Here is a 12,942-nt window from a genome sequence, read left to right as displayed (position 1 = left end):
TGTTCCAGCCGGAATGAGCCGCCTCCTCACGCGCTGCGTCCGCACGTGTGCGCGCTCGCGATCCGGCCAGGTCGCGATCACCTTCGCCCTCGTGATGCTGCCGGTGCTGTTCGCCACGGGGGCGGCGGTGGATTACGGTCGACGCAACGCCGCCAAGGCACAGCTCGACGCGGCCCTCGACGGCGCCGTCCTCGCGGTGATCTCGCAGAAGACGAATTCGATCTCATCGACCAGCCTGCTGAACATGGAGACGCAGTTCCGAGCGGAGGCCGCCAAGGTTCCGGGCGTCACCGTGACCTCCTTCAACCCGGGAACACCCGTCAGCAACTCGGCCACACTCAGCCTGGCAGCGAGCTATACGGCCACGGTGAAGACGACGATCTCATCGTTGATGCAGGTGCCGGTCATGAACATCAACGGGAGCTCGTCCAGCACCCGCAACATGTTCCAATATATCAACTTCTACCTGCTGCTCGACAATTCGCCGTCGATGGGGCTGGCGGCGACCGACACCGATGTCGCCAACATGAAGATCGCGACGGGCGGCTGTGCCTTCGCGTGTCATCAGCACACCTACGACAATAAAGGTCGTATCACAGGGGATAGCCAGACCGACTTTTATCACGTGGCGCTGAAGAACAACATCAAGCTGCGCATTCAGGTCCTGCGTGACGCCGTGTCGGCCTTGGTCGATCAGGCGAACGCAAGCATGTCGCTGTCGCAGCAGTATCAAATGGAAATGTGGACGTTCAACGATTCCACGACGCAGACCCGGCTCCAGGCGATGACGCCGACCCTGAGCCAGATCAAGGCTGCGGCGCCGAACATCGACATCGCGTACGCGTATTACAACCAGTCGGACAACCAGACGGATTTCGAGCGCGCCATCGCGGTCATGAATACCACGATCCCGGCAAGCGGGACCGGCATCACAGCGTCCTCTCCGATCCGCTTTCTGTTCCTGGTCACCGACGGGGTCGAGGATACCGGTGGCAGCGTCACGAACCAGAGCGCCGGCTTTCAAATCCAGAGCGACCGCTTCATCGGCCCTTTCAGCCCATCGACATGCAATGCGCTGAAGAGCAAGAACGTGCGGATCGGCATCATCTATACGCAATACCTGCCGATCTACGACAACGACTTCTACAATCGGTACGTCAGACCCTATGAGGGCCAGATCGGGCCGGCGCTGCGGTCCTGCGCGTCGGACGGGCTGTACTTCCCCGTTGCGTCCGGGGGTGACATCACCGCCGCCATGCTCAAGCTGTTCTCCACCGCGGTGGCATCCGTCCGGATCAGCAACTGAACGGGTTCCGGTCACTCCGGGGGCCGGCATGGCCCTGCCTGTCGGTGGCCCTGCGTTCCGCTAAGGCGATCCGGCCGGCGTCGGTCCGAGGACATTGACCCACAGCACGATGGTTTGGCCATGCGGGTCGGGATTGCTGAACCGGTGTGGTCGCCGGCTCTCGAAGCGGAAGCTGTCGCCTTCCGCGAGTTGAAGGGTCCGCGCCTCGACGACCAGGGTCAGGCGCCCCTCCAGAACGAGGCCGGCCTCCTCGCCCTCGTGGCTGAACGGCTCGTCGCCGGTGCTCGCCCCCGGCCTCAGCACCATGTGGAAGAGGCTCATCCCGTGCGTGCCGCCGGGCGGGGTCAGCAACTGCTTGGTGATGCCGGCCCGCCAGAGCTGAAGTTCCGGCCGGTCCTTCCGGAACACCACGATCGGGTCCGGATCGGGCTCGTGCGGGCTGGGCTCGAAGAGGCCGCCGATACCGATCTGCAGCGTGTCCGCGAGGAGCGCCAGGACCCGGAGCGAGGGCGACGACAGACCCCGTTCGACCTGACTGATGAACCCGATCGAGAGACCGGTGCTGGATGCGATCGCCTCGAGGGAAAGCCCCCTGGCGCGCCGGAGGCCGCGCAGGCGCTGACCCACAGCCCGGTCGACCGGTTCCGGACCCGTTGCGTCGCCTTGGGGAATGCTCACCGTCGCACCAACCTGCCTCTCGCGTGTCTCTTCATGCACGTGAAAGTCCCTTGCGTCGATATTGGAAACGTGCGGTATTCTTCACGAGAATGAAATCGGGCGGCGGCTCTCGTCGCGCAATCCGGTCATGATGGGAGCGGCAGGATGAGAAGACGATTGGCCGGGCTGTGTCTGTCGTCGACGCTGCTCCTGGGAATCCTGGGGAGCGCGGTCGGCGCCCAATCCCTGAAGGTCGGTGCGACGCCGACAGGCCTGCCGTTCACCTTCCTGGACACCAAGACGAACACCATCCAGGGCGTGATGGTCGACCTCGTCAACGCGGTCGGCAAAGAGGCGGGCTTCACCGTGGCGGTCGAGCCGCTGCAATTCTCGACGCTGATCCCGGCGCTCACCGCCTCGAAGATCGACATCATCTCGGCGGCGATGTTCATCACGCCGCAGCGCAAGGAAGTCGTGGCGTTCTCGGCGCCGGTCTACAGCTACGGTGAGGGGCTGATCGTCCCGAAGGCCGACACGAAGGATTACATGTCCTTTGCTGACCTGAAGGGCGAGACCGTGGGCGCCCAGGTCGGCACCGCCTTCGTCGAGCCGCTGAAGAAATCCGGCCTGTTCGGCGAGGTGAAGATCTACGATACGATCCCCGACATCATCCGGGACGTGAACTCCGGACGGCTGAAGGCCGGCTTCGCCGATGCGCCGATCCTGGCCTACTACGTGAAGCAGGGAGCGTTCCCCGGCGTCCGCCTGGTTGAGACCTTCAAGCCGACCGTGGTGGCCTCGGTGGCCCTCAGCGTGCGCAAGACCGACGCGGACTTGCTGGCCAAGATCGACAAGGCGCTCGCCAAGCTGAAGGCCGACGGGACGCTCCAGGCGATTCTCACCAAATGGGGCCTGCCGCCATCGGCCGACCGGTCCTGAGCTCCATGCGCGAGTTCCTCGCCGATGCTCAGGAATACCTGCCGATCCTGCTGCAGGGCGTGCAACTGACCGTCCTGATCACCCTCGCCTCCCTGGTGGTCTCGACGCTCCTCGGCTTGGTCTGGGCGGTGATGCGCGTCTCCGGCATCGCCGTGCTGGCGGGCTTCAGCGCGGTGATGATCAACATCCTGCGCGGCATCCCGATCATCGTGCAGCTGTTCTACATCTACTTCGTCATGCCCGATTTCGGCCTGTCGCTGACCGCGGTGCAGGCGGCGATCATCGGGCTCGGCATCGCCTATTCGGCCTACCAGGCGGAGAATTTCCGCGCCGGCATCGAGGCGGTGGATCGCGGCCAGGTCGAGGCGGCGCTGTCGATCGGCATGGGCTGGGGCATGACGATGCGGCGGGTGATCCTGCCGCAGGCGATCCGGATCGCACTGCCGCCCTACGGCAACATCATGATCATGATGCTCAAGGATTCGTCCCAGGCCTCCACCATCACGGTGGCGGAATTGGCACTGCAGGGGAAGCTGATCGCGTCGTCGACCTTCAAGAATACCAGCGTCTACACGATGGTGGCGCTGATGTACCTCGCGCTCAGCCTGCCGCTCATCCTTCTGGTCCGGCATCTCGAGGCCAAGGGGCGGCATCGATGATCGTGCTGAAGGACGTGCGGAAGCACTACGGCACCCTGGAGGTGATCAAGGGCGTCTCGGCCGAAGTCACCAAGGGCGAGGTGGTGTGCATCATCGGACCCTCGGGGTCCGGCAAGTCGACCCTGTTGCGCTGCATCAACGGCCTGGAAGCCTATGACGGCGGCGAGATCCGCGTCGACGGTCAGCGGGTCGACCGGGACAAGCGCAGCATCAAGGCGATCCGGACCCGGGTCTCCATGGTCTTCCAGCGATTCAACCTGTTCGCCAACCGGACCGCCCTCGAGAACGTCGTCGAGGGGCCGATCCACGTCAAGGGCGAACCCCGTGCGGAGGCCGAGGAGCGCGCCCGGGCGCTCCTCGCGCGGGTCGGTCTCTCCGGCAAGGAGCACGCCCGGCCGGACGAACTCTCCGGCGGCCAGCAGCAGCGCGTCGCCATCGCCCGGGCGCTCGCCATGCGCCCGGAGGCGATCCTGTTCGACGAGCCGACTTCGGCCCTCGATCCCGAACTCGTCGGCGACGTGCTGCGGGTGATGCGCGGGCTCGCCGACGAGGGCATGACGATGATCGTCGTGACCCACGAGATCGGCTTCGCTCGGGAGGTCGCCGACCGGGTGCTGTTCCTCGATGGCGGCCGGCTCGTCGAGCAGGGACCCGCCGCCGAGATCCTGAACCGTCCGCAGAACCCGCGCACGCAGGATTTCCTGCAGCGTGTGCTGCACCCGCTTTAGGACAAGGCCGTGGCCGAACCGTTCCCCCTCGCCCCCTCGCTCTGGGCCACTACGGCGGCGCCCGCGCCGGACACGCCGCCTCTCGTCGAATCCGGCACGGCCGACGTGGTGATCATCGGCGGCGGATTCTGCGGCCTGTCCACCGCCCTGCACTTGGCCGAGCGCGGCATCCGCCCGGTGGTTCTGGAGGCGCGGGAGGTCGGCTATGGCGGCTCCGGTCGCAACGGCGGCCAGGTGATCCCGGGCCTGAAATACGATCCCGCGGATCTCGTCGCCCGGTTCGGGCGAGAGCGCGGCGAGCGGCTCGCACGCTTCGCTGGCGGAACCGCCGACGTGGTGTTCGACCTGATTGCCCGGCACGGGATGGACGTGCCGCACCGGCGTGCCGGCTGGATTCAGGGTGCCCATACCGAGACGGGGCTCGCCGAAGTCGAGCGACGGGCGGCGCAATGGGCCGATCTCGGCGCGCCGACCCGCGTCCTCGACAAGGCCGAGGCCGAACAGCTCCTCGGGACCGGTCGCTATCGCGGCGGCTGGCTCGACGGACGCGGTGGCGCGATCCAGCCCTTGAGTTATGCCCGCGGCCTCGCCCGGGCGGCCCTGAAGGCCGGAGCGTCGATTCACGGCGCATCGCCGGTGACCTCTCTCGAACGGACGGGATCGGGCTGGACGGTCACGACGGCCCAGGGGGCCCGGCTGAATGCCGAACGGGTCGTTCTGTGCACCAACGGCTACACGGGCGGCCTCTGGCCGGACCTCGCGCGGACCGTGATCGCGGCGAACTCCTTCCAGGTCGCCACGGTGCCGCTCTCCGACAACCTGCGGCGCTCGATCTTGCCCGAAGGCCATGTCTCGTCGGACACGCGCAAGCTCCTGCTCTACTTCCGGCTGGACCATACCGGTCGCCTGCTGATGGGCGGCCGCGGTCCGTTCCGGGAGCCGCGGAGTCCTGCCGACTGGGCCCATCTCGAACGGATCGTTGGCAAGCTGTTCCCGCAGCTCGACGGGACCGCCTTCGACCACCGCTGGTGCGGCCGCGTCGCGATCACCCGGGACTACCTGCCCCATCTCCACGAGCCGGCACCCGGCCTCCTCATCGATATCGGCTGTCAGGGCCGGGGCGTCGGCCTCCAGTCGGCAATGGGTCGTGCGATGGCCGCCTACATCGCCACCGGCGATGCCGACAACCTGCCGCTCCCGCTCACTCCGATCGCGCCGCTGCCGCTTCACGCCCTCCACCGACTGTACGTGTCGGCGATCATCGCCTGGTATCGCCTAAGCGACGGCGGCATCCGCTGAGGCGGCGAGGCTCGGCGTCTCGATGATCCAGCGAGTTCCCCGCGGGCGGAGGTGCCAGGATCCCGACCGACAGGTCGGGAAGCGGACGCTATCGGCTTCTTGGGGCAATCGCGACCCGGCCATCGAGCCGCATCGGAACAGGCCTGCCGCGCCGGTGGAGCGGCTTACTGAAACCGCCGCATCTCCGGTGAAAGGGAGCGTCCGGCCTCGAGCAGGGCCCGAACCTTGCGGGTTGCATGCAGCAGGATATCCGGGCGGGCATCCTCGTAGGACGTCTCGTCGACGAAACTCTGCAGCGCCTCCGTGATCCGATCCTCGATCTCGTCCATCAGGGCGAGGCCTTCCGGACCCTCCCTCCGGAGATGTGCGTCCGCGAGGGTCAGATAGGCCGCGCTCGCCAGCAGGAAGGCGATCCCGTTCGCCTCCCGGGCCGCGTCTGAACTCGCGTCGCCGCCGTCCGTACCGTCTGCGACGTCGTCGTCCATCGGCCTATGCACTCCTCATCCGTCAGGCCCGCTGTGCCGCCTGCGCGGCGCCGCGCAAAGTAGGGAAAAAGGGGTCGGTCCCGTCACCATTCGGGCAACGTCGGCGGTGGGTGTGGCCTGCGCGCTTGCGCCCGTGGCTCAGCCGCTGGGATCGGTCCGATCCTGCGCGGCCCGCCGTTCGCGCATCCTGCAGAGCGCCCGCCGCCAGGCGGCCACGACGGCCTCGCGTGCGCCGGCCTCGGCGCCCCTGGTCGGATCGGCCGGCCGGCCCCTGCCCTCGCGCTGGCTGTTTCGGTCTCTCGGATCTCGATTCATGATCGCCTCCCTGCGTGACAGAGAGAGACGCCGAATCCAGGGACTCCGCGGTGAGGCCGCGCACGCGAACCGCGGAAACCGCGTGCGGGGGAGCACATGCGGTCACGCTCGAGCCGATCCTCGTCTGCGGCGCTGACACCGCGCAATTTTTCTGATCGTGGACCGAAGAGTTTTTCAGCAGCGCCGGTCTGCATTTTAGGAGTACTGTCACGCGGCCGGCATGGGCCCTCGTGCAATGCCGCAAATATTGATGCGGTGCAATAACGATCGTATTCAAAACTCAGCTGACTCCCGGGGCCGATATGTCCCGGAACCACGGGGGCGGCGTATGGCAGAATCGGAGGGGACGGGCATCACGGCCGGCCGCACCTCCGAAGGCCGGGGAGGATCACGGGCTCCATGAGGAAGAACAAGGTCATCTCGGCGGAAGAGGCGATCGCGCTGATCCGCGAGAACGACGTCGTGACGACAACGGGGTTCGTCCAGAGCTGCATCCCGGAGGCCCTGCACGCCGCCCTCGAGAAGCGGTTCGTCGACACCGGATCGCCCCGTGGGCTCACCCTGATCATGACGGCGGGCGCCGGTGACAGCAAAGGGCTCGGCACGGGCCGCCTGCACCATGACGGCCTCCTCTCGCGGGTCATCGCCGCCAATTTCGGCCGCATGCCGAAGGTCGCGAAGGCCGCGCAGGACAACCTGATCCGCGGCTACAACCTGCCTCAGGGCGTCATCTCACAGCTGTACCGGGCCTGCGCCGCAGGCCAGCCGGGCCTGTTCTCGAAGGTCGGCCTGAAGACCTACGTCGATCCGCGTCATGGCGGCGCCAAGGTCAACGAGCTGACCACCGAGGATATCGTCAAGCTCGTCGAGGTCGATGGTGAGGAGTGGCTGTTCTACACGGCGACCAAGATCGACGTGGCGTTCATCCGCGCGACATCGGCCGACCCGTCCGGCAACCTCTCCTACGAGAAGGAGGCGCTGACCCTGGACTGCCTCGCGCAGGCCATGGCGGCCCGCAACAACGGCGGCATCGTCATCGCCCAGGTCGAGCGCATCGTCGACGACGGATATCTTCTGCCGAAGGATGTGCGCGTCCCCGGTATCCTCGTCGACTGCGTGGTGGTCGCCGAGCCCGAGATGCACCGCATGAATTACGGCGTCATGCACGACGCCGCGCTCGCGGGCGAGATCCGCGTTCCGGTGACGGGCATCAAGCGGATGCCGCTCAACGAGCGCAAGATCATCGCCCGGCGCGCCGCCTTCGAGCTGCCGCCGAACGGCGTCGTCAATCTCGGCGTCGGTGCGCCGGAGGGCATCTCGTCGGTCGCCAACGAGGAGAAGATCACGCCCTACATCACTCTTACCACCGAGGCGGGCGCGGTCGGCGGGGTGCTGGCCTCCGGTTCGAGCTTCGGTGCGGCGACCAATGCCGACTGCATCATCGACCAGAATCAGATGTTCGACTTCTACGACGGCGGCGGGCTAGACATGACCTGCCTGGGCATGGCCGAGTGCGATGCCGCCGGCAACGTCAACACGTCCAAGTTCGGCGGCAAGCTGAATGGCTGCGGCGGCTTCATCAACATCTCGCAGAACGCCCGCACCGTGGTCTTTGCCGGCACGTTCACGGCCGGCGGCCTCGAGATCGCGGTGAACGACGGTCAGGTGCGCATCGTCAGCGAGGGCAAGGCGCGCAAATTCGTCACGCAGGTGCAGCAGAACACCTTCTCGGGTCCCTACGCGGTGGAGCGGTCGCAACCGGTCCTCTACGTGACCGAGCGCTGCGTGTTCCAGTTGACATCGGACGGTCTTGAACTGATCGAAGTCGCACCCGGCATCGATATCGAGCGGGATATCATCGCCCACATGGATTTCGCCCCCGTGGTGCGCAATCCCGTGCCGATGGATCCGCGCATCTTCCGCGACGAGCCGATGGAGCTGATCTCGGATCTGCTCAACCTCGATCTCAAGTCGCGTGTCAGCTACGATGGCGAGCGCAACATTCTCTTCATCAACTTGGAAGGCTGGTACTGCCGGGTGAAGGGCGACATGGACGAGCTGCGCATGACCATCGTCGAGGCCTGCCGCAAGGCCGGCCAGCGGGTCAACGCCGTAATCAACCACGACAGCTTCCGGCTCAACGAGAACCTTGTCGATGATTACGCCGGCATGGTCCAGTATCTGCAGGCGAACTACTACGCCACCACGACCCGGTACGCGACGAGTGCGTTCCTGCGCCTGAAGATGGAGGAGGCCCTGAACAACCGCGGGGTCGCACCACACGTCTTCGAGCGCAAGGAGGAGGCGCAGGCCTTCGTCAGCAGCACCGAGGACAAGAAGGCCCGGAAGCGGATCTCTCCGGCGGTCGCCTCGGCGGCCTGAGGAGAGTGCCGGCCGCAGGCGGCCGGCAGTTCGGGGCATTTGCCGCGCCGTCCCGGACGGGTCGGCGTGGCGGACCGTCCGGGGCCGGCATTCGGCGCGTCGTCGGTGGCTCTCGTGGGAGGGCCAAGCCCCGGCTCCCCGCGGTTATCGACAGATCACGCCTCCGCCGAGCCCCACCCGCCATCCGCGGCGATAGTGTTTCCGAAGGATCTCCAGGCCGGAGACGCCCAAGCAGACTGGGTCTGTTACCGACGCATGCACGCGCCGTTTCTTCCCGTATAGGTTGGGCCGGCCCAGTTCCGTCCGGCCATGTCGGCGCACGCCTCGGGGAGGTCCGCTCCTGCACGCTCATCAGAACCTCGCTGCCGCGACGTCCGATGCCAAACGCGCCCAGCCCCCCTGGGCCGAGCGCGTCGCCGACCTCGCCCATGCGGCTCTGATCGAGGAACTGGAGACCTGGCCGAAGCCCGGCCTCGTCAGCCTGGTGGATTCCGGCAGCCACGACGACATGGATGCCGACACCCTCCACCGGAGCGCCGTGGCGATCCGGCCGTTCTTCGCCGATCTGGTCTCGGCGGGCAGCCGAGGGGCGGAGATGGCGGAACTCCGCGGGATCGGGCTGCGGGCCGAGGCCGCGATGATGCGGGCCACCGGCGGCGTCAACGCGCATCGCGGCGCCATCTTCTCCCTCGGTCTGATCTGCGCGGCGGCCGGCACGCCGGACACGGGGCGCGGCTCCGCCGAGGCGCGGGCCGAACGCGTCGGGCATCTGTGGGGAGCGGCGATCGCCGGGGCCCCTGTCTCGCCGGTGAGCCATGGCGGACGGGCGGTGCGCCGCTTCGGAGTCGGCGGTGCCAGCGCCGAGGCGGCGGCCGGCTTCCCGACGATCCGTACGGTCGGCCTGCCGGCGCTGCGCGCCGGGCGCGTTTGCCGGCCGGGCGAGCCTGAGGCGGCGCGCGTGCACTGCTTCTTCGCGCTGCTGGCGGTGGTCGACGATACCAATCTTCTCCATCGCGGGGGACCCGACGGCCTCGGATGGGCGCAGGCGGCGGCGGCGGACTTCCTCGCGGATGGCGGAATCGCGGCGCCGGGCTGGCGGGACCGGGCGGCTGCGATCCACCGCGCCTTCGTGGCGACGCGCCTCAGCCCGGGTGGCTGCGCGGATCTCCTCGCCGCGACGCTTCTGCTCGACGCGCTCGCCGCCGCTGGTTGAGAGCGACGGTGCGAACCGATCCGCGCGGCCGCGTTCCACTGGCGGCATACGTCGGGGCACGCGCAGCCTTCATCCGGCCGGCCCATCATCGGGAGCTCCCTCGTTCGTGACCTGCTTCAGGATCGTCCTCCTCGCGCTCGCCGTGCTCTTCGTCCTGCCCGTGGCGGCATCGGCCGTGCTCTACGCGACCCGAGCGAGTGGCGACTGGCGTCTCGCGGATCGGTCCAGCGTCGGTCTGCTGCCACGCGCGGATGCGCATCCCGGCGCCGTGCTGCGCATCTTCTCGGCGCGGACCGTGAGCTGGCGCGGCATCGTGGCCACGCATAGCTGGATCGTCATCAAGGACCGCGACGCCCCCGCCTTCAGCCGGTTCGACTACACGGCCTGGGGCCAGCCGATCTGGGTCGACCGGTTCGTGCCGGACGGGCGCTGGTTTGGAAATCCGCCGTCGGTCGTGTTCGCGGCGGACGGGCCGGAGGCGGAGGCGATGCTCCCGCGGATCCGCAGGGCTGTGGCCGAGTACCGCTACAGCCGGCCCGGCGACTATGTCGTCTGGCCCGGGCCCAACTCAAACACCTTCGTGGCCGCCGTGATGGCGGCGGTGCCGGAGATCCGCGCCAGCCTGCCGACAACGGCGATCGGCAAGGATTTCCCCTACGACGGGCGCTGGGCCGGCCTGACGCCCTCCCGAACCGGAATCCGCGTCAATCTCGGCGGCTATGCCGGAGTGACCCTCGGCTGGGTCGAGGGATTCGAGCTGAACCTGCTCGGTGGCGTCGCGGGGATCGACCTGCGGCGGCCTGGAATCAAGCTGCCGGCGGTGGGCCGGCTCGGCCTCTGAGCGGCGGATCCGGCCACCACCCTGGCAGGCGTGCGCGCAGTCGCGCACGCCGAACCGGTCCTACGGCGCGAGGTCGTGGACCGGCTCCTTCACCGGCGTGGCACTGCTGTTGAGCACGGTGCTGCCGGTCGGGACCGGTTTCAGCACGGCCCGGTCGATCTGCGGCGGCGTCGGCAGCTGGAGCTGTGCGCTGGTCTCGGCCCATTCCTGGGCGACGCGCTCGGGATCGTCGTTGAGCCTCGTGCCGTAGCTGGGGACAATCGCCCGGATCTTGGCCTGCCATTCCGGCGTGGCGACCTTCTGGGCGAACACCTTCTCCAGCACCTGCAGCATGATCGGCGCCGCCGTCGAGGCCCCGGGCGAGGCCCCGAGCAGGGCCGCGATGCTGCCGTCCTTGGCGTTGACGATCTCCGTTCCGAGCTTCAGGACGCCGCCCTTGTTCGCGTCGCGCTTGATGATCTGGACGCGCTGACCCGCCTGCCATAGACGCCACTCCGCCTTTTTGGCGTTCGGGAAGTACGCGCGGAGCGCCGCGATCCGGTCGTCGTCCGACAGCATGAGCTGTCCGGCGAGGTACTCGACCAGCGGGAATTCGTCGACGCCGACCTTCATCATCGGCCAGAGATTGCTGGTGGTGGTGGAGCTGAGGAGATCGAAATAGGAGCCTTCCTTCAGGAACTTGGTCGAGAAGGTCGCGAAGGGCCCGAACAGGATCACGCGCTTGCCGCCGAGCATGCGGGTGTCGAGATGGGGCACCGACATGGGCGGCGAGCCCACGGACGCCTTGCCGTAAGCCTTGGCGAGGTGGAGCGTGGCGACGTCGGGATTGTCGTTGATCAGGAACGAGCCGCCCACGGGGAAGCCGGCGTAATCGTCACCCTCCGGAATGCCGGATTTCTGCAGGAGGTGCAGGGCGCCGCCGCCTGCGCCGATGAAGACGAACTTGGCGTCGACCGTCCGGCGCGTGCCGTCCTTGAGGTTCTTCGAGGTCACACGCCACGAGCCGTCGGCATTCTTCGCGATGGTCTCGACTTCGGTCGACAGCCGGAGCTTGAAGCTCGGCTGTTTCTGCAGATGGGCGACGTATTGACGGGTCACCTCACCCCACTCGCAGTCGGTGCCCAGCGGCGACCACGTCGCGGCGACCCTCTGCTTCGGGTCGCGCCCCTCCATCATCAGGGGCACCCATTTGCGGAGCTGCTCCGGATCCTCCGAATACGCCATGCCGGCGAAGAGCGGGCTCGCCTTGAGAGCCTCCCAGCGCTTCTTCAGATACGCGATGTTGTCGTCGCCCCAGACGAAGCTCATGTGCGGCGTATAGTTGATGAAGGTGTGCGGATCCTTCATCACGCCGGTCCTGACCTGATGCGCCAGGAACTGACGGGTGACCTGGAAAGCTTCGTTGATCTCGACCGCCTTGGCGATCTCGATCTGTCCCGTCTTGTTCTCGGGCGTATAGTTCAGCTCCGCCAGGGCCGAGTGTCCGGTGCCGGCATTGTTCCAGCCGTTGGAGCTCTCCAGGGCGACCTGATCGAGCCGCTCGACCATCTGGATCGACCAATCCGGCTCCAGTGCATTCAACCAGATGCCGAGGGTCGCGCTCATGATCCCGCCGCCGATCAGCAGCACGTCGACCGTGCCGTCGGCACCGTCGGCCAGGACCGGCGAGCCCGGCAGCGCGGCCACGGCCAGGCCCGTCGCGGCCGTTCCGAGGATCTGACGCCGGCTGAGAGGCAGCGCGGCCGAGGCACGGCGGTTACGCAGGTCGTGAGTCTCGTCGTCGCCACGCATGGGCAGATCCCGCTTTTTGCGTACCGGACAGGCCCGATCGGCCGATCCGCGTACGGAAGACACTCGATACGACGAGCGAGAGCCCCGCTCGTCAGGCCTTCCGGATCGTTTCCCCGTTGCCGTGGCGGCGTGGCGACGGTCTCGATCGACCCGACACGACGGTCCGGCGCGTGTCCGCAGCGGTGCGAAGTTCCGATGCCCGCGCAGATCGCGAGGCGACGGAACGTACCGATGCGACGCGCGTGTCTCCTGCCACTCGGACGCCCGATCCGGCCGGAGCCGTACTCTTCGGTCCAAGACCTCGAACGCGCACAGGCGCGATCGCCG

11 protein-coding genes are annotated in these 12,942 nt (G+C 67.5%); 8 read left to right on the top strand and 3 right to left on the bottom strand.

The window, feature by feature from the left end; all coding sequences use genetic code 11:
* Window positions 1-13: 13 nt before the first annotated feature.
* Complete coding sequence (locus P9K36_RS02380) at window positions 14-1,306, top strand: TadE/TadG family type IV pilus assembly protein (RefSeq protein WP_051976201.1); 1,293 nt, start codon at window positions 14-16, stop codon at window positions 1,304-1,306.
* A 60-nt stretch (window positions 1,307-1,366) separates the two neighbouring features.
* Here the strand turns inward: P9K36_RS02380 and P9K36_RS02375 are convergent, their stop codons facing one another.
* Entirely contained in the window at window positions 1,367-1,984 is a 618-nt protein-coding gene (locus tag P9K36_RS02375; protein WP_236952833.1) for a cupin domain-containing protein, read from the bottom strand.
* Between the two features lie 144 nt (window positions 1,985-2,128).
* Between P9K36_RS02375 and P9K36_RS02370 the strand changes: the two genes are divergently transcribed.
* Genes P9K36_RS02370 through P9K36_RS02355 form a run of 4 tightly spaced genes read left to right on the top strand, consistent with a single transcriptional unit; the run spans window position 2,129 to window position 5,588 of the window.
* The gene (locus tag P9K36_RS02370; protein ID WP_043346644.1) at window positions 2,129-2,902 is read left to right on the top strand and encodes an ABC transporter substrate-binding protein; all 774 of its coding nucleotides are present in this window, start codon (window positions 2,129-2,131) and stop codon (window positions 2,900-2,902) included.
* Window positions 2,903-2,907: 5 nt separating this feature from the next.
* Window positions 2,908-3,561, top strand: coding sequence for an amino acid ABC transporter permease (locus P9K36_RS02365; protein WP_043346657.1), 654 nt, complete (start codon window positions 2,908-2,910; stop codon window positions 3,559-3,561).
* Complete coding sequence (locus P9K36_RS02360; RefSeq protein ID WP_043386251.1) at window positions 3,558-4,289, top strand: amino acid ABC transporter ATP-binding protein; 732 nt, start codon at window positions 3,558-3,560, stop codon at window positions 4,287-4,289. The genes P9K36_RS02365 and P9K36_RS02360 overlap by 4 nt, the downstream gene beginning before the upstream one ends.
* 9 nt (window positions 4,290-4,298) lie before the next feature.
* Window positions 4,299-5,588: an FAD-binding oxidoreductase gene (locus P9K36_RS02355; RefSeq protein WP_053610388.1), complete on the top strand. Its 1,290-nt coding sequence runs from the start codon at window positions 4,299-4,301 to the stop codon at window positions 5,586-5,588.
* Between the two features lie 164 nt (window positions 5,589-5,752).
* Here P9K36_RS02355 and P9K36_RS02350 read toward each other — a convergent pair whose 3' ends face one another.
* Window positions 5,753-6,073, bottom strand: a complete 321-nt coding sequence (locus tag P9K36_RS02350) for a hypothetical protein (RefSeq protein ID WP_043386257.1) — start codon at window positions 6,071-6,073, stop codon at window positions 5,753-5,755.
* Between the two features lie 714 nt (window positions 6,074-6,787).
* Between P9K36_RS02350 and P9K36_RS02345 the strand changes: the two genes are divergently transcribed.
* The 3 genes from P9K36_RS02345 (at window position 6,788) to P9K36_RS02335 (ending at window position 10,824) form a co-directional block, all read left to right on the top strand.
* Window positions 6,788-8,770, top strand: coding sequence for a malonate decarboxylase subunit alpha (locus P9K36_RS02345; RefSeq protein WP_111473123.1), 1,983 nt, complete (start codon window positions 6,788-6,790; stop codon window positions 8,768-8,770).
* A 340-nt stretch (window positions 8,771-9,110) separates the two neighbouring features.
* Window positions 9,111-9,983: a triphosphoribosyl-dephospho-CoA synthase MdcB gene (gene mdcB, locus P9K36_RS02340; protein WP_053610443.1), complete on the top strand. Its 873-nt coding sequence runs from the start codon at window positions 9,111-9,113 to the stop codon at window positions 9,981-9,983.
* Window positions 9,984-10,089: 106 nt separating this feature from the next.
* Window positions 10,090-10,824 (top strand): DUF3750 domain-containing protein, encoded by a 735-nt coding sequence (locus P9K36_RS02335; RefSeq protein WP_100793886.1) that lies wholly within the window; start codon window positions 10,090-10,092, stop codon window positions 10,822-10,824.
* Window positions 10,825-10,884: 60 nt separating this feature from the next.
* Here P9K36_RS02335 and mqo read toward each other — a convergent pair whose 3' ends face one another.
* Window positions 10,885-12,615 (bottom strand): malate dehydrogenase (quinone), encoded by a 1,731-nt coding sequence (gene mqo / locus P9K36_RS02330; RefSeq protein ID WP_043755261.1) that lies wholly within the window; start codon window positions 12,613-12,615, stop codon window positions 10,885-10,887.
* Between the last annotated feature and the right edge of the window lie 327 nt (window positions 12,616-12,942).

Source organism: Methylobacterium sp. 391_Methyba4 (assembly GCF_029691625.1).
GTDB lineage: Bacteria > Pseudomonadota > Alphaproteobacteria > Rhizobiales > Beijerinckiaceae > Methylobacterium > Methylobacterium fujisawaense.
Note: the sequence above shows the minus strand (reverse complement) of the source record. Positions and strands in the feature narration are given on the sequence as shown.